This is a genomic window from Lysinibacillus canaveralius (assembly GCF_047301505.1).
Taxonomy (GTDB): Bacteria; Bacillota; Bacilli; order Bacillales_A; family Planococcaceae; genus Lysinibacillus_B.
Map to the genome: position 1 here is coordinate 1,735,567 of NZ_CP154840.1, position 16,572 is coordinate 1,752,138.

The 16,572-nt window shown below is 40.1% G+C and carries 16 protein-coding genes; 13 read left to right on the forward strand and 3 right to left on the reverse strand.

The features are described 5' to 3' along the window. The first annotated feature begins 94 nt into the window (after nucleotides 1-94). The 6 genes from AA0Y26_RS08645 (at nucleotide 95) to AA0Y26_RS08670 (ending at nucleotide 5,989) form a co-directional block, all read left to right on the forward strand. Nucleotides 95-1,591 (forward strand): sugar ABC transporter ATP-binding protein, encoded by a 1,497-nt coding sequence (locus AA0Y26_RS08645; RefSeq protein WP_413366929.1) that lies wholly within the window; start codon nucleotides 95-97, stop codon nucleotides 1,589-1,591. A gap of 129 nt (nucleotides 1,592-1,720) precedes the next feature. Continuing rightward, nucleotides 1,721-2,614 (forward strand): ABC transporter permease, encoded by an 894-nt coding sequence (locus tag AA0Y26_RS08650; RefSeq protein WP_413368119.1) that lies wholly within the window; start codon nucleotides 1,721-1,723, stop codon nucleotides 2,612-2,614. 13 nt (nucleotides 2,615-2,627) lie between these two features. Next, nucleotides 2,628-3,599 (forward strand): sugar ABC transporter substrate-binding protein, encoded by a 972-nt coding sequence (locus AA0Y26_RS08655; RefSeq protein WP_413366931.1) that lies wholly within the window; start codon nucleotides 2,628-2,630, stop codon nucleotides 3,597-3,599. A gap of 177 nt (nucleotides 3,600-3,776) precedes the next feature. Continuing rightward, nucleotides 3,777-4,280: an RNA polymerase sigma factor gene (locus AA0Y26_RS08660; protein ID WP_413366933.1), complete on the forward strand. Its 504-nt coding sequence runs from the start codon at nucleotides 3,777-3,779 to the stop codon at nucleotides 4,278-4,280. Next, the gene (locus AA0Y26_RS08665) at nucleotides 4,270-5,286 is read left to right on the forward strand and encodes an anti sigma factor C-terminal domain-containing protein (RefSeq protein ID WP_413366935.1); all 1,017 of its coding nucleotides are present in this window, start codon (nucleotides 4,270-4,272) and stop codon (nucleotides 5,284-5,286) included. The genes AA0Y26_RS08660 and AA0Y26_RS08665 overlap by 11 nt, the downstream gene beginning before the upstream one ends. Before the next feature lie 109 nt (nucleotides 5,287-5,395). Then, nucleotides 5,396-5,989, forward strand: coding sequence for a DUF2441 domain-containing protein (locus AA0Y26_RS08670; protein WP_413366937.1), 594 nt, complete (start codon nucleotides 5,396-5,398; stop codon nucleotides 5,987-5,989). Nucleotides 5,990-6,095: 106 nt separating this feature from the next. On the opposite strand, the gene AA0Y26_RS08675 is transcribed toward AA0Y26_RS08670, so the two are convergent. Then, nucleotides 6,096-6,854 carry an SDR family oxidoreductase gene (locus tag AA0Y26_RS08675; RefSeq protein ID WP_413366939.1) on the reverse strand — a complete coding sequence of 253 codons (759 nt, stop codon included), beginning with the start codon at nucleotides 6,852-6,854 and terminating at the stop codon, nucleotides 6,096-6,098. 145 nt (nucleotides 6,855-6,999) lie between these two features. Between AA0Y26_RS08675 and AA0Y26_RS08680 the strand changes: the two genes are divergently transcribed. The 4 genes from AA0Y26_RS08680 to abc-f all read left to right on the forward strand — a co-directional run bounded on the left by AA0Y26_RS08680 (nucleotide 7,000) and on the right by abc-f (nucleotide 10,278). Then, nucleotides 7,000-7,557: a TetR/AcrR family transcriptional regulator gene (locus tag AA0Y26_RS08680; protein ID WP_413366941.1), complete on the forward strand. Its 558-nt coding sequence runs from the start codon at nucleotides 7,000-7,002 to the stop codon at nucleotides 7,555-7,557. Between the two features lie 281 nt (nucleotides 7,558-7,838). After that, complete coding sequence (locus AA0Y26_RS08685) at nucleotides 7,839-8,261, forward strand: organic hydroperoxide resistance protein (RefSeq protein WP_413366943.1); 423 nt, start codon at nucleotides 7,839-7,841, stop codon at nucleotides 8,259-8,261. A 169-nt stretch (nucleotides 8,262-8,430) separates the two neighbouring features. Then, a complete protein-coding gene (locus tag AA0Y26_RS08690; protein WP_413366945.1) occupies nucleotides 8,431-8,562 on the forward strand; it encodes an RAxF-45 family protein in 132 nt (43 codons plus the stop codon). Nucleotides 8,563-8,661: 99 nt separating this feature from the next. Continuing rightward, nucleotides 8,662-10,278 (forward strand): ribosomal protection-like ABC-F family protein, encoded by a 1,617-nt coding sequence (gene abc-f / locus AA0Y26_RS08695; protein ID WP_413366947.1) that lies wholly within the window; start codon nucleotides 8,662-8,664, stop codon nucleotides 10,276-10,278. Between the two features lie 353 nt (nucleotides 10,279-10,631). Here abc-f and AA0Y26_RS08700 read toward each other — a convergent pair whose 3' ends face one another. Then, nucleotides 10,632-11,072, reverse strand: coding sequence for a PH domain-containing protein (locus AA0Y26_RS08700; protein WP_413366949.1), 441 nt, complete (start codon nucleotides 11,070-11,072; stop codon nucleotides 10,632-10,634). Nucleotides 11,073-11,347: 275 nt separating this feature from the next. Between AA0Y26_RS08700 and AA0Y26_RS08705 the strand changes: the two genes are divergently transcribed. Then, a complete protein-coding gene (locus AA0Y26_RS08705) occupies nucleotides 11,348-12,130 on the forward strand; it encodes a hypothetical protein (protein ID WP_413366951.1) in 783 nt (260 codons plus the stop codon). A gap of 422 nt (nucleotides 12,131-12,552) precedes the next feature. Here the strand turns inward: AA0Y26_RS08705 and AA0Y26_RS08710 are convergent, their stop codons facing one another. Next, a complete protein-coding gene (locus tag AA0Y26_RS08710; RefSeq protein ID WP_413366953.1) occupies nucleotides 12,553-13,962 on the reverse strand; it encodes a VanZ family protein in 1,410 nt (469 codons plus the stop codon). A gap of 408 nt (nucleotides 13,963-14,370) precedes the next feature. Between AA0Y26_RS08710 and AA0Y26_RS08715 the strand changes: the two genes are divergently transcribed. Both AA0Y26_RS08715 and AA0Y26_RS08720 read left to right on the forward strand, forming a co-directional pair. Then, complete coding sequence (locus AA0Y26_RS08715) at nucleotides 14,371-16,197, forward strand: hypothetical protein (RefSeq protein ID WP_413366956.1); 1,827 nt, start codon at nucleotides 14,371-14,373, stop codon at nucleotides 16,195-16,197. Next, complete coding sequence (locus AA0Y26_RS08720) at nucleotides 16,194-16,541, forward strand: hypothetical protein (protein WP_413366958.1); 348 nt, start codon at nucleotides 16,194-16,196, stop codon at nucleotides 16,539-16,541. Before AA0Y26_RS08715 ends, AA0Y26_RS08720 begins: the two co-directional genes overlap by 4 nt. Nucleotides 16,542-16,572: the final 31 nt, after the last annotated feature.

Here is a 16,572-nt window from a genome sequence, read left to right on the forward strand (position 1 = left end):
ATTGGCAATAACCTGTGAGGCGAGGAGCGCATGAAAAGCTACATATACTGCAACAAAAAAGTCTATTAATGGAAACACCTGAAGGAGTGATAGGATGACGAAACCATTATTAGAGGTAAAAGAAATATACAAGAGTTTTGCAAATAATCATGTATTAAAAGGTGTTAACTTTAATGTTCTACCGGGAGAGGTCCATGTTTTGCTTGGTGAAAATGGCGCTGGTAAATCAACACTTATCAAAATTTTAACAGGCGCTTATTCAATGGATAAAGGCACTATCCATTGGGAAGGCCAAGCGGTAAAAATCCATACGCCAATCGAAGCGATGGAGCTGGGTATTGCTACCATCTATCAGGAATTGAATGTTATTAAAGAATTGACAGTCTATGAAAATATATTTTTAGGCCGAGAAGTAAAGAACAGTAAAATGGGTTTTCTCAATCGTAAACAAATGATTGAAAAAGCACAGGAGCTGCTCATTCGGTTGGGGCAGAACCCAAAGCTGGCAACGATGCCATTAGGTCAATTAGGGTTAGGTCAGCAGCAGCTTGTCGAAATAGCGAAGGCGCTTATCCTAGAAGCAAAGCTCATTATTATGGACGAGCCTACCTCTTGTTTAAGCGGCAGAGAAGTGGAACAGCTTTATAAAATTGTAGATCAATTGAGAGCGGAAGGGATTTCAATTATCTTTATTTCTCATAGATTGGAAGAAATTCAGCGTCTCGGCGACCGAATTACTATTTTGCGGGATGGCTGCTCCGTTGAAACACTTCCTGTGAGCGAAACTAAACCTGATGAATGGATTGAGTTAATGGTCGGTCGTTCATTAGAAGAAAAATTTCCTAAAAAACAGTTTGAACGAGGGGATGTAGGCTTTAGTCTAAAGGGCTTTAAGGTCGAAGCATCTCACGCGCCAATTGATTTGGATGTCCATTATGGGGAAATTGTTGGGTTGTCAGGGCTGGTTGGTGCAGGCCGGACAGAATTAGCAAGAGCCATTTTTGGAGCAGATAAACGAGCGGGCGGCAAAATATTCATCGATGGAAAAGAAGTGAAAATCACCAATCCACGTCAGGCAATCGATGCAGGTATCGCTTTTATAACGGAGGATCGAAAGTCAGAAGGATTGCTGCTGGATTTACCGCTGGATATCAACGTTTGTTTGGCCAATATGAAAAAGTTTGCAGGGCGGACTAAGCTGTTGAATCTAAACACAATGAAGGAACAGGCAAAACGGTATGTGAAGGAGCTGCAGATCAGGCCCAACAATATCGAATTAAATGCCCGGAATTTTAGTGGAGGAAATCAGCAGAAAGTGGTCATTGCAAAATGGCTTTGTACAAATGCGAAGGTTTTCATATTTGATGAGCCGACACGCGGCATTGATGTCGGAGCGAAGGTGGAAGTTTATCGACTTATGAACAAGCTGGTGGAAGAAGGGAAAATAGTCATCATGATTTCATCTGATTTACCCGAAATTTTGGGGATGTGTGACCGTGTAATCGTGATGAACACCGGAAGGATCACAGCGGATTTACCGATTGCACAAGCAACGCAGGAGCAAGTAATGAGAGCAGCAACTATCGGCTAATAAGGAGAGAATCATATGGAAAAAGTTACGCAACTATTGGGTGAAGTAAATGTAGAAGAGCATAAACAGGAAAAGAATTATAAAAATCTATTAGGGAAGTTTGGTTCATTATTTGCACTTATTATTTTGATGATTGTATTAACGTTTTTATCCGATAAATTTTTAACCGTTACCAACTTAATGAATATTGCACGGCAATCGACTATTAACGCCCTTTTAGCACTAGGTATGCTTTTGCCTATCTTAACGGCAGGAATTGATTTATCTGTAGGTTCTATCCTCGCCGTTTCGATTATGGTGATGGGTGTTGTTTCTGTCACAATGGGGATGCACCCTATTCTCGGTATACTAGTTTGTTTACTGGTAGGTGCTGGATTTGGATTGTTAAATGGTGTGTTATTAACAAAATTACGTTTACCGCACCCATTCATTTCCACGCTAGGGACAATGAATATCGCACGGGGGCTGGCATTGATCATTACCGGTGCAGCACCGATTGCCGGTTTCCCGTATATGATTCAGTATTTTGGGAGTGAATATGTCGGACCGATTCCTGTCAGTTTTGTAGTAGTTCTTGTCATTTATTTTATTTTCCATATTTTCTTAACGCGTTCTCAAACGGGTCGTTATATTTATGCCATTGGGGGCAATAAGGAAGCAGCCCGTCTTTCAGGTATCAATGTAGATAGAGTGCTGATCATCGTCTATACACTTAGCGGATTAATGGCAGGTTTAGCAGGCTTGATGATGGTAGGCCGTGTTAATTCAGCCTTTCCGTTGGCGGGGTCCGGCTATGAACTAGACGCCATTGCAGCCGTTATTATCGGAGGCGCAAGTTTCTTTGGTGGTGTAGGGACAGTTTGGGGCACATTAGTCGGCGTGCTGATTATTGCTGTATTACGTAACGGCTTAAACCTGTTGAACGTATCAGCGGATTTACAAATGGCGGTCATCGGGGTCGTCATTATCGTGGCAGTATTTGTCGACGTACTGCGTCAGCGCAGATCAAAGGCATCTTCATAAGGGGGTGGGGAGAGTGAAAAAAGCAAACTGGTTGCTGCTCGCTGTATTGTCAGCAGTGTTGTTAGCAGCGTGCAATTCTGAGGAAACATCAAGCGGTGTGGCGAGCGATGCAGGCATCAATTCGGATACTACCATTTCAGTAGTATTGAAAACATTGTCGAGTCCATATTGGAAGTATGTCGAGGCAGGTGCTAAAAAAGCTGGTGAAGAATTGGGTGTTCATGTAACAGTAGTAGGGCCATCATCGGAAAAGCAATTATTAGAACAAGTAAATATGCTGGAAGATCAGCTTAGCCAGCGCCCAAGTGCACTTTTAGTATCCCCAAGTCAACCAGAGGCGGTTGTAAATGTATTAGAAACCGCTTCAGATAGTGATATTCCAGTGTTACTAATTGATACAGATACTAACTTTAAAGGAAAAGTGACATTTATCGGAACAGAAAACTATACGGCAGGATATGAAGGCGGCAAAGAATTGGCAGCTCTGCTAGAGAAGGGCGATAAAGTAGCGCTAATCTCCGGAGCATTGGGAAATCCGGCAACAGACGATCGTATTGAAGGAGCTAAAGAGGCATTGCAAGAAGCAGGTATGAAAATCGTCGCAGAGCAGCCGGCTAACTCTGATAAATCAGAGGCAATGTCTGTTATGGAAAACATCCTAGAAAAGAACGGTGATGTAAAAGGGGTATTCGCAGCAAATGATGATATGGCCATAGGTGTCCTGCGTGCCGTGCAGGCGAAAAAACTAGATGTGAAGATTTTTGGGATGGATGGAACAGAAGAAGCGGTGCGGTCCATTCTGGATGGCGGTTTAACAGGGACAATTGCACAAAGTCCATATAATATGGGCTATGAAGGTGTTTCAAATGCTCTTAAAGCAATTAACGGAGAGGCAATTCCAGAACGGATTGATTCAGGCATCGAAATCGTAACAGCAGATTCGGCACAAGAGTTTTTAAAGTTCCTGCAATCCATTTCGGAGTAAGAGAGAAAAAAAGAATTTCCTAATAGGAAACGTCCAATTGCATGAAATATGCGGTTGGGCGATTTTTGTTTTTAACTAAAAATTTGTAAAAAGTTGTATACTTTTTTGTTTTACAATTGTTATATAGGTGAGTGATCACTACATACGAAAAATGGATATTCAAAAGTTGGTGAACGATTGAAAAATGAATGGGAGCAGCTACTCCTTGCACATGCAGAAATTGTATTCAAATATTTATTGAAAATTGGGGCTGCCAAAGAGGATGCAGAGGATATTACACAGGAAACGATTATAAAAACAATCGAATGTCTGCAACAAATTGAACCAAGGAAAATGCGGGCGTGGATGTTTAAAGTGGCGATTCACCACTACTATTCACTATATAACAAAAATAAATTGATTGTGCGATTGCAGGATGAGGATTTAGAAAAATTAAAGCCTGCAATGGAGGATGTTTCGGTAAATTTATTATCTAAAGAGGAAGGAAGGGAAATGGCGGAAGCGTTGCAGCGACTTCAGCCAACCTTCCAGCAGCTGCTTATTCTAAAATACTATATGGAATTTTCCTATAAAGAAATCAGCGACATTCTAGATATGAAAGAAACGAATGTGAAAACGTATTTACAGCGTGCAAGGAACAGCTTTAAAAAGATTTGGGAGGAAAAGCAGCATGGACAATGAAAAAATGGACGATCTCTTTAATGTAGAGAAAATGGAAAGAACAATTAAAAAGGCCAAGCGCCGGGCCACTTGGAAAACGGTATTGATTACGATGCTTGTGCTTACTTTTATAGTCGTATTTATTGCTTTAGCCAATCCTAAAGCAACAGGTGTAATGGAAGGGAAAGTTACTGATTCGATACGAGGAATGCATGAAATTTCAGCACCGAATGAATTTATAGGAAAACTCGAAAGATACCCAGGATTCCTAGGCGGAAAAAGTTATTATACTACTTATAAAATAATTGAAGGAAAAGTAGTCTATACAGGGGAAGAGGGATACGGTTACGGCCTGTTTCGCGATGAAGTGTTAAGTAAGGGAGGAGGATATCCTGCAATTATCGGAGAAGCCTTTACGGAAGGAGAGGCAGAAAAGCCAACCTATAACGAATTAGGTCAACGAAAAATGATTTTTTACTATCCTTTTTTACCATATGAGTCATATCGTCATGATTTAGACCTGCTGGATGAAATTGGGCAGGATAAGATGATGGAAGTAGCGCTTTCCTTTGACCAAGGCCACACATTACAAGAAGTGCAGTCACTCATACCAAACGATGTGACGCTTTCATGGGTGTGGGTTGATGATGTCGATGAGGAAAACGATAGCTTTCAAGCAGAAACTATGGATGAGAATGGGGAAATAGTTAGTTTAGGAGATTATTTGGTTCGTCCAGAGGATACTGTATATGGTTTCTCCCTATTTGATGCGAATGGTGACGAGGCAGAGGAGCCTGCACTGTCATTTATTAGAATCATTTCATCTGGACAAAAATATAAAACGCGCTGGCAAGGGGAGTATAAACGATTGTACGAAACGCTAAGCGGCGAAGATGGAATATTAGCAGGCAACGACCTGCAATATTTCGGGGCGGTTGTAACGGGAAATGTAGAAACTCTTTCGCAGCTAAAGGATCTCCCATTTATCAAGGCTTCATCGATTGGTGTCATTACGGATAAGTACTAAAATCAAATTTTAGTTTCTGACTATAATAACTAACACTTAGAGCAATCACACTTTTAATGGTTAGGAAGAATAATATAATAATTAAAACGTAATTGAACGGAGCTGTGCCATGGAAGAAAAAGAACTGTATGTTTACCATATCGTTACGAGGAAAAAAATGAGCGTAGGTCAAATAATTAATTTTGACAATCATCAAAAAAACACGTTGTATAGCTTCTTTTTCGAAAGGGAGCAACGGAATTCTAGAGGGGAAGACTTTTTTCAAATCATAAAAGCGCACTCCTCAGATGAAGGCATGCATTTAAATAGGGAAAATGCGGATGTAGTTAACAACTATGCGGGGCAGACAATCAGAGCCATTAGAGAAATAATTGTCGAAATGGTAAGGCTGCAGGAGTTTCCGCAATATCCTTCAAGAATGTCATGCTTATATGCGGCAAAGAGGTACGAAGATTTGCTTAAGTGGAAGGAATTATTTCAATCTTATAATCGAGATATTTTGCAGATTGTTAAGCTTCGAGTTATTGGGAATTCATTTGAAGGTGATGGTAATCTTTTGCCGAAAGAAAATGGCGCCTCATTCGCTCGGAAAATGGAGCAAGCTAGAGAATATTGGCAAGGGAATGTGAAAAATGGACTTCCAGAACTTTTAGTTGATGGGGAAATTGAAGTAGTAGAGATAATTGAAGATTATACGGTTTAGTCAGTAGCATTGGCAGGACTCTTATAGGGGAAGCTCTGTTTTAACACCCAGTAAAAAGCATGATCAGCAGTTGATCATGCTTTTCATTAAATAGCCGATTTATTGATTAATATGCAGTCCAGCCGGCATCAGCAGCAATTACTTGCCCGTTGATGAAGCTTGATTCGTCTGAAGCTAGGAATAGGGCAAGCTGTGCGATTTCTTTTGGTTCGCCAGCGCGAGGCATGGTACCTAAACCAGTACCTTGACGTCCTGCACCGAATTCAGAAACATTTGTCATCGATGTTTGAATATTTGTCATAACGCCGCCTGGTGCGATTCCGTTACAGCGGATACCAGATTGAGCATACATGTAACCCGTGTTTTTCGTTAAGCCAGTAACCGCGTGTTTCGAAGCTGTATAGGCTGCACCAGCACGAGCACCGCGTAAACCGCCAGCAGAGATGTTATTGACGATTACACCATGGCCTTGCTCAAGGAAGATGTTTGTTGCGATACGCATAGCACGCATTACACCAGTTGTATTTACTGCAAATAGGCGGTCCCATTTCTCGTCAGTAATTTCGCCGACCGGCTCCATGCCGTCCATGATACCAGCGTTGTTTACTAAAATGTCTAATTTACCGTAAGCAGCTTTTGTTTCTTCAAACATGCGCTCGATGTCAGCTAATTCAGCAACGTTTGCTTGGTTGGCGATCGCTTCACCGCCGTTTGCCTTAATACCTTCAGCAACTGTTTTGGCACCTTCAAAATTGTAATCTGAAACGACTACTTTTGCGCCTTCTTGAGCATAAAGCTCTGCAATTGCTTTACCCATACCTGATGCAGCTCCAGTTACGATAGCAACCTTACCTTGTAATTTCATAAAGTTTACCCTCCAGCTTCATATTTGTTGGACACTTGTACAATAAAATTATAATATATGGGTGATTTAATTCAATGTACAAAAACATCGCCAATGTATGATATTTAACACTTTTTCATTTTTTGTCTAATAAGGAGGCTGCATTTTGAACAAAAATGATTTACGCGTTATTAAAACAAAAAAGACGATATACAATTCTTTGCTTCTGTTGTTAAAAACTAAACCCCTTTCCCAAATAAAAGTGACGGAGCTCTGCAGGGCAGCTGAAATCAACAGAGGTACATTTTATTTCCACTACCAGGAAATCGGTGACGTACTGGAAGAGCTGTTTGGGGAAATTATGCGAGATTTAGAGGATTCCTACGCTGAACCTTTCAAAAAGGGCTTTACTGTACATAAAAAAAATCTGGACCCAGATATGATTAAAATTTTTCACCATGTGAAAAAACATGAGGAGTTTTACAAAATCGTTTTATCGGAAGATGCTTCAATGAAGTATTATTATATGTTTTATGATGTCGTCTGCCGCTTGAATATGCAGACAAAATACGGATTAGCGGGCGATGATTTTCTCACTGCCTACTCAGCAAACGCGATTATCGGCTTGATCATTAAATGGTACCGCAATGATTTTAACGACAGTGTCGATGAGATGAATCATCGGTTGTTTCACATCGTTCAACATAGCTTTAAAAAAGTGTGAGCTTGCGAAATAAAGCGGGGAGAAGACAGTTGATAAATTGAAGAAAAATGAAATAGCCGGGGGTGCTGCTATTAGTGAAGTCAAGGTGGTCTCTGCTTTACCACACACGCTAAGTGGAGGGCTTCTACCATAAGAGAAGATATATCAGTAGTTCATTGCAATAGGTAGACAGCGTGCAAATGCCTGCCGTTCACGTAGTTTGCAGGAAGGTTAATTGATAAAAAGCTGATGAAATGGGTATAAGAATAAGGATTGCAAAATAGCAAAAGGAGCTGTTCATTATGTCAGAAAAATTATTTACGGCAAGCGCTACCGCTTTGGGCGGACGAGAAGGCAAAGTTCAATCAGACGATGGTGTCATCCAGTTTGATACGGCTATGCCTGGTACACCAAGAGCAAAACAAATAGAACATGCTACAAACCCGGAGCAGTTATTTGCAGCCGGCTATGCAGCCTGCTTTGACAGCGCGCTGCAATTAACGGCGAGCAAGGCACGTGTGAAATTCACTTCCGAGGTGACAGCCAATGTCAGCCTGATGAAGGACGAGGAAGACCAAGGCTTTAAGCTCGGAGTTGTCTTACAAGTGAAAGGAACAGACATCGATCAAGAACAATTGAAGGAGCTTGTTGAAAAGGCACATCAAGTTTGTCCTTATTCAAAGGCAACACGAGGAAATATTGAGGTTACATTGGAAGTTGTATAGAAGCCGCCAATACCTCCATATAAGTGACAAGTTATCCAGGACAGGAAAGAGATCTTGGATGCTGCCGCTAACCAAATCAATCATTTTATGTAGTTTCTGCCATTTTTTATTGTAAATTGATTGAAATATGGTAAGATTAAAATAACTAAAATGAACGGAGGTGGAAAGAATGATGAATTTAGCTATGACGACAGGTGTAAATGTGGATACAGCTATGTATTTTGCACGTGTCATTACTTTTGATTTTGCTGCTAACGGGATAGGTATGCCCTTTTTTAGACAAATTCAAAAGAACGCGTAGCTGATTAACTTCATTCTTTCTACAATTTGTGAAAGACTGCTCAGTTAATGGGTAGTCTTTTTTGTATGCTTTTTTCAGCTGCGCTAGGAGGCGTAGGAAATGCAATTAAAAGCAGAAAATATATCAAAATCAATCGGTGGTAATCCAATTTTTACGAAGATGAATATCGAGGTGCTTCCAGGGGAGCGTGTAGCGGTAGTAGGACGCAATGGCTGCGGTAAAACGACGCTCTTTCAACTGCTTGCTGGGATTGAGCAGCCGGATGACGGAAGAGTCATCAAAGCAAAAGGCGATAAAGTCGGGTATTTGCATCAAATTCCGGACTTTCCGGATAAAACGGTGTATGAGGTCCTTTATGCGGCATTTACGGAGCTCATCCAAATGCAAAAACGCCTGCAAGAGCTTGAAGAACAAATGATTCGAGAGACAACAGATAAATTGCTGCATCAATACGGGGAACTCCAGGAACAATTTATCGTACGCGGCGGTTACGAGATCGATTCGAAAATCTCTTCGGTTGCAAATGGATTAGGGATCCATCCATTACTGAGCAGTCTCTTTAATGATCTCAGCGGGGGAGAGAAAACAAAGGTAATGCTTGCGCATATTATTTTGCAGCAGCCAAGCATTTTATTATTAGATGAACCGACCAATCATCTAGATTTGGCAGCTATTGAATGGCTGGAAAACTATATCCATTATTTTAAAGGGACGGTCATGATAATCTCCCATGATCGCCAATTTTTAAATAATACAGCCCAAAAGGTATTGGAGATCGAGGACGGGGAAATCTGGGTGAGCATCGGTAACTATGATGCCTACTTGCGGAATAAGGAGTTGAAGGTCGAGCAGCAATTTGCAGCTTATCAGGAACAGCAGAAGAAAATCCAAAAAATAAAGGAATCTATCCGCAGGCTGCGTCAATGGGCTAATGAAGCATCTCCGCCAAACCCTGATTTATATCGTAAAGCAAAAGTAATGGAAAAAATGCTGGAACGAATGGAGCTTGTAAGAAAGCCTAAAAATGAAAAGGTAATGAATTTGCAGCTGCAGGTGGATAATCGGGCTGGCAAGGAAGTATTTGAATTAACGGATGTGATGCATGGCTTTGCAGACGAGATTCTATTTATGGATGTCAATTTATCGATTTACTGGCGGGACCGATTTGCCATTGTCGGAAACAATGGGACAGGAAAGTCAACGCTGTTAAAAATATTGCTCCAGCAAATTACACCGCTGTCCGGCAAGGTTCGGCAAGGCAGTAATGTCAAGATCGGCTATTTAGCCCAGCAATTTGATAGTACCAATCCTGCAGCTCGATTAATTGATGTGTTTAGAGAGAACTTATCGTTAGCTGAAGGGGAAGCACGTCAGGTCCTGGCGCAGTTTCTGTTCTATGGCCACGATGTTTTCAAACGTGTTGGTGATTTAAGCGGCGGGGAGAAAATGAGGCTGCGGCTAGCTCAATTAATGCATCAAAATTGTAATGTCTTAATTTTGGATGAACCAACAAACCATTTAGATATTGAATCAAGAGAAGTGTTAGAAGAAACGCTAGAGAAATTTACTGGAACCATCATTGCGATTAGTCATGACCGCTACTTTTTGCAAAGGATTTTTTCAAAAGTAGCATGGATTGAAAATCACTCCATTACCGTACACGATGGGCCGTACAGCTGGGCGTATGAAAAACAGAAGGGGATGCGGGATGATTAGTGTGGGTTGGTACTTGGACGGATTTAATTATACTTAAAGTGTTTTTAGCATTTAGAACCTACGAGGAGAGAGGAATTTATCAATAAAAATCTAAATAATGTCATGAGTTTTTAGAATGGCAAATAGCAAAAAGAAAATGAATATAAAATAAAAGAAGCAGGGACATAAATGGTCTTGAGAGGAAATAAAAAAGTGAAATCTGGATGAGATTTCACTTTTTTATTATTTCGGAAATATTAGGAAGATATTTTACCATCGTGTAACCATTTTTCTTATATTTGTGGCCATTAATGCAAGACTGATTGCATTATCAACATTTGATTTTGTACCAACCGTAAGTATTATTGCACCATTTAATCAAATTTTTGAATCTTTGTATTAGGACATCGTTTCCGTAACTCCGTAATGAATTCTGTTTTATCCATTGGTAAAATCTTAATACTTCCAAGGAATGATGATTTTAAAGATAACTCAAGTCCCTTATCAGACGGTGAAATTCGATAGCCAGTGAATCTATCTGTCGTTGTAGAAACCTTTGTTATGTTTTGATAAGGAATTTTACTTTTGAATGGTCCACCTTTGATTAATAGGTAATCTTCACAGAAAATGTACTTAATAGAAGTTCCGTACCACACTATAAATGTTATAGAAATAATAAAGATAGCCAATGAAGAAGTTATAAGGGATGGTAATGCTTCCTTATAAACGGGGAATATCATTATGATACCCATAGTAAAGGCCGCAAAAAATATAAGTATTAAAAGAAAAATGTCCCCTTTTGAACGAAAAACCATTGGTTAATCACGCCTTTCTTGTATTGTATATAAATTAATTTCGGGTGTTATAACTTTATATATTTTTACCCTTATTTACATTATATTGTATTTCAAAAGAAATTATCTTATTTTAAAGTAATCTTTTCTATAAAAGTAATAATAAATACTTATTTACCTTAAATTTAAGCAGTAAAAACGTTTAAATTCGATAAAACATACTATTGAACCAATTTCTTAAATACCCTTTTAATATTCTCTTTTACATGTTAACCTAGAAAAAGGGGAGGTATATATTGGTAAAAAATAATAATTTTAGGAAAAGAGGAGATTTAATGAATTTACGGAAGAATGTATTTTCGATTGTGCTCGTTCTGTCGCTATTAGTCTCGGGATTGTTTGGTAGCTTACCTAATGCAACTGCTCAAACTCAAGTTTCTAATGAAAGTACTTATCAAGATGTCGATGTCACGGAAAATCCTCGGAAAACACAAATCATTAAAGATTTAGCAAACGACACTATTTCAAATGGTCAAATGATTTTAAATTATTCAAATGCAAAGCTAGACTTCGATAATGTGAAGCTTTTAGAGATTAACGATGATAAGAACAAATACACATCTATTACAATTCCTGTCGTTGGAGATCAATATAGTTTGTTAAGTAACCTATCATTAGTTTTTGATTCAAATAATAAGCTTGTAACCTATTCAGAGACGTTGATTACAAGAAGTGATGATAATAAGTTTATTGTCTCTTCTTACGCGGATGGGAGTTTATTACAAGAACAATTTACTGATTTGGATTACGTTAGTAACGATGAACTTCAAAGGCAGCTAGATTACTTACTAGAGGTTTTAGAAGAAAATAAACAAGATATATCAACTAACGGTATTCCTGAAATCGCTCTTTGTCTTTCTGTAGTTATTGGAGTAGATTTAGTAATTGCCCGATTGATTGCTACAACTTGCGTTGCCTCTTGTCCAGCTGTACCACCGGTATGTGCTGTTTGTATCACTGCGGTTTCAGCGATTGGTATAGCAAATATGCCTTTACTCTTAGCTTGTTTCGAGAAATAAGTTCAAATAAAAATGCAATAGGGGTAAAGATTAAGCATAGTTTGTTAATATGAATAAAAGTAAAAGAAGTTTGAGCAAAACCAATTGTTCAAATTCAAAAAGCTGGTGAAATTTTACTCAACGGAAAATTTCATCAGCTTTAATTTTATTTATAAAAAGGACAACCAATGAAATCAATCTCACATTAATTAATGGCTGTGAAAATACGTTGACGGCAAGATGGTAGAATCTTATCTGCATCCTTTCAAAATAATAAAAAAGTGAAATCTTGTCCAGATCTCACTTTTTCTTTCAGGCGGAATTAAGTAATTTCTGAATTAGTAAGGGTGGTCTGCCGGAGAGGAATCTCTGGCATTCCGCCCTTATTTAACTTGGGAGATGTGAATAAAAGAATATTATATGGAAGCTTGCCGCTTCACGCATTACCTAGCCGCCATCAAGATCTCAACTGTGGATTCCGGATCATTCACAAAGCCTGTAAATTTATAGACAGGCTGGTAATAGCCTTTTGTATCGTATTCATACGTTAGGCGAACATCCGTTACCGTAAGCGTGTCGCCTTTTTGTAAAGGATTAAAAAGGCTAAATTCACCATTTACCAATGCTTCATATGCATCTTGTTGTGAAATGATGGGCTTTTTTGCCACCATTTCGTTGTCATCGATCATATAGAATATGCTATCGGGTGTCTGCTGGCTGGAAAATGTCGCCATGATCAGGCCTTGTGAAAAATCTTCACAGGCAGTCTGCAAATTCTCTGCCTCTGCTAAATCCCAGCGAATTGTCCGTTCATCCTGCTGCTGATAGACAGCGTCATTTGGCATTAACTCTTCTTTTTCCAGCCAATTCTCTATAAGCTCTTTTTGCTGGTTAATATCCGCAGTTAGAGGTTCATCATTTGGGTCATTAGTATACAAGTCCCAGCTTCCCTTCGTTATGCTGTAGATGAGGGAATAGCTGATGCCTTCCTCATCTAGAAATGAAAAGCCAAGGTTTTCCGATTCTCTGCGCATTCCGCCCTGCTGCTGTAAATCGAATTGCTCGGCGATGGACTGGGCGATTTGTGTTAATACTTTTTTGTTTCTTATATCTTCATTGTAATAAATACATGCCTCTGCTTCTTGATCGGAAAGCTCGGTTTCCAGCTGTACTTGAATTTGCTCCATGCTTTGCTTTTGGGCAGGCTTGAAAGGCAGATTCCCGAATTCCTGTGCTTGATAGACTGTATTCGCAATACCGAACAGCGCGATAAAAAACAGGGGAATGGAAAGGGCCTTTACAATCGGTGCCAGCTTTATTTGACGCTGTTCAATCATCACGATGAAAGCCATTACGATGAAGTATCCCGCGATGCTTCCGATTGTATTATGCAGCAGGTCGTCCAATTCAAAAATCCCTTTACCAGAAACTAATTGGAAAACTTCGACGCACAGCGTGAACATAAACGACAGAAAGAAGACACGCCAAAACGATCTGTTTTTCCGGTGAAGCAGCGGCAGCAGTACGCCGAGCGGCATAAACATAATCATATTAAAGATGATTAGCTGAAACTCAGACAATGACCATTTATTCCATGCATTTAGATAGCCGCTGAATAGACTGAAATTCAGCTGTCCCGTAAAAAAAGCCGGTCTGCTGAGGGTGGTAATGCCTAATACGACTACGGCCCAGCAAATCAGCAAGGTAACGACTATAAACGTAGAGAGTTGTACCGGATATTTTTTGTAGAAAAATTTTCGATAAACAACGTATGCAGCCAGTAGAATGAAGATTAAAGCAATCGAATATTTAATATACGGCAAAAGACCAGAAACGATAGAAATGACATCCATAATAAGGTTCCTCCTGAACAACTTGTTATGTTCAGTGTAACAGGGAAATCTTAACAGATAATGGGGATAAATCTTAAGAATTCCTGAAGATACGTCTGAGACAGGAGACTGACGGAGAGCAGCAGCACCGGGCAGTCGCTATTAGCATTAATAGAAACCCTGTCACTGAAGCATATAATGGTTAATCACTAGAAATAGAAACTATCCCGCTACATCCATGCATTATCATGTATACTAAATAATGAGAAATGTTATAATTACTGGATTTTTAGTTGAGAAGGAGTAACTGAAATCCTGAAATGAGAATTTTCATTATATTATTCACTTTTTAATAAGGGCAGTAGTGAAGGGTATTTTAAAAATAAAAGGCAGGACCACATAAATTAGCATGATCAAAGGAGTTTAGAGATGGGTTTAAAGGAAGAATTGAAACGAGAAATGCGTAATGTGAAAAATGATGCTGCAAAGGAAGTCGACAAATATTGGGCGATTGATTTTGAGGGGCATAAAATTGAGATTCATAACAAAATGATGGAGGAAACATTACTTGTAGATGGTCAAGTGATTGACCAGCATACCCGCCAGTCGCTGTGGTCGCACTTAATGCCGTACTCTACATTGTCGGGAACTTTTCAGAAGGCAGATGGGCACGTACATAAGATACACGTGAAGATCGGCGGCTTTGTCCGGCTGAATATTACGGTGAAGGTGGACAGGCAAGTTATTTTGAAGGAAGCTGTGTCATTAGAGTTTTTACCATGGTCACATAAAGAGAAAATCTTGCCGTACCTTGAAAAGCAAGTCCAGGAACATGGCCGGATTTTACATACGGATTTACCGGATGAGGAATATTTATTTGACGAAAATCATCCTAAGCTTGCGCCAGGTTTGTCAGACCGGCTGCTGGCAGATGTCGTCACACCTTTTTATACGAAAAAGCTCATTAAATACTTTATCGAGCAAGTGGAGAATCCGACGAATCAAACACGGAAGGCGACGTACGAAAAGATCCAGGAAGAGCTGGTCATCAGCTATTTCCATGAATTAGTGGAATTATTTGTACAGCAGGAGAAGGATGAACAGCGCGTTCAGCAGGAAGCACTTTGGCTGCTTGAGAATGCTGCACACCGGGAAGTGATGAAGTTCGCAATGGTCATTTTGGGCTGCACCAATTGCGAAGCTTATAAGGATCGCCTTCAGTCCATTGCCCTACATGAGGAATTCACAGGAGTCGCTTTATTTGCGCTGAAGAACGGCACACGTCATGCAAACGATTATATTTGGCAGCTGGCACAGAAAGTAAAGGGCTGGGGGAAAATAGAGGCGGTTAACTTTTTGGAGCCTGAAACGGAGGAAATCCGCTACTGGTTTTTAACAGAAGGTACGAAAAATGATATTCTGAACAGCTATTCTTCAGTTGTCTGTGCAGAAAAAGGCAGACTTGACGTCGCGCTGCACGAACCAGGAATATCAAATGAATTATTTATCGGTGCGACTGAAATCATTGACGGACTGCTGTCAGAGGACGGACACATGCCGATTGACGAATATGAATACGCAGGGCAGGTACTCATGCGCTATGCATATCATGCCAAAACGCATTGCCAAGAGCTGAAGGACTTTTATATGCTGGCACGTATTGCTGATTATATGGATGAAGAGGAAGAAACGTGGGAGGCGCGCTATGAGAATACCTGGAAGCCTCATGAACGACGTATCGCAGGTGAAGCGATCCAGGAAATTGCGGCGGATCCAAAATGGCTGCAAGAGGCTTTAGCAATTCTTCATTCAGAAGAGAAGGACCAGCTCCAGGCATTAGCGATTGCGAAATTTTATAAAGCAGATATTAAAGATGTATTGTTTAGCAAGCTGAAAAAGGAGCCAAACAGACTCGAATACCACCTGGCATTACTTGAGATGGAAGATAAAGAGGTAACCGAAGCTTTAGTAGCGTTTGCAGACCGCTTCGTCTCAGTTGATGAGTTAACAGATGAAGAGAAAGCGACCGTGATTGTGCTGCTGGATGCATTAGGTGACCTTGAAGGAACGGGGCTCGCGTTCATTGAAAAATGCTTGCGTTCAGTAGATGTAAATGTACAGGGCTTTGCCTTGTCGGCAATTAGCGGGCAGGAGAAAGAAGCGTGGTATAAGCCGGAAATGGCAGAGGCGCTGAAGTACGTCAGCGATCGTTCGATGGATAAGGAAAATCGCCAGCTGGCAAAGAGTTTGCTATGAAAAGTGAGCATATGAAGTATTGCTGCTTAAATAATGAGCGGCAGGGCAGCTGCTATTTTGAGTTTCAAAAGGGAAAACAGGATAACTGGTGTTTCTGGATGCACGATTCCCTATACCTGCATGCAGATATAATTGATGAATTGCATGTCAGCGAGCTGTTGATGCAGGTGGTTCCGCATTTTCATTATTATGGAACGACTCATGTTAGTCGAGAATACTGGCAGGAAGTGAAGCGGCTTAGCGGTGAAATGGATAGTAAGACTCAGGAAATCATTGCTGAAATAGATGAATGGGTGCAGGACTGCTTTTTGACAGAAAAATACTTCACGCTTTTGGGGATTTAATAGATGAATCAGATGTTGAATGACAAAAGAA

Coding starts and splice junctions, on each gene's coding strand:
- AA0Y26_RS08645 (WP_413366929.1), top strand. CDS start 95: ATGACGAAACCATTATTAGAGGTAAAAGAAATATACAAGAGTTTTGCA.
- AA0Y26_RS08650 (WP_413368119.1), top strand. CDS start 1,721: ATGATTGTATTAACGTTTTTATCCGATAAATTTTTAACCGTTACCAAC.
- AA0Y26_RS08665 (WP_413366935.1), top strand. CDS start 4,270: ATGGACAATGAAAAAATGGACGATCTCTTTAATGTAGAGAAAATGGAA.
- AA0Y26_RS08670 (WP_413366937.1), top strand. CDS start 5,396: ATGGAAGAAAAAGAACTGTATGTTTACCATATCGTTACGAGGAAAAAA.
- AA0Y26_RS08675 (WP_413366939.1), bottom strand. CDS start 6,854: ATGAAATTACAAGGTAAGGTTGCTATCGTAACTGGAGCTGCATCAGGT.
- AA0Y26_RS08685 (WP_413366943.1), top strand. CDS start 7,839: ATGTCAGAAAAATTATTTACGGCAAGCGCTACCGCTTTGGGCGGACGA.
- AA0Y26_RS08690 (WP_413366945.1), top strand. CDS start 8,431: ATGATGAATTTAGCTATGACGACAGGTGTAAATGTGGATACAGCTATG.
- abc-f (WP_413366947.1), top strand. CDS start 8,662: ATGCAATTAAAAGCAGAAAATATATCAAAATCAATCGGTGGTAATCCA.
- AA0Y26_RS08700 (WP_413366949.1), bottom strand. CDS start 11,072: ATGGTTTTTCGTTCAAAAGGGGACATTTTTCTTTTAATACTTATATTT.
- AA0Y26_RS08710 (WP_413366953.1), bottom strand. CDS start 13,962: ATGGATGTCATTTCTATCGTTTCTGGTCTTTTGCCGTATATTAAATAT.
- AA0Y26_RS08715 (WP_413366956.1), top strand. CDS start 14,371: ATGGGTTTAAAGGAAGAATTGAAACGAGAAATGCGTAATGTGAAAAAT.
- AA0Y26_RS08720 (WP_413366958.1), top strand. CDS start 16,194: ATGAAAAGTGAGCATATGAAGTATTGCTGCTTAAATAATGAGCGGCAG.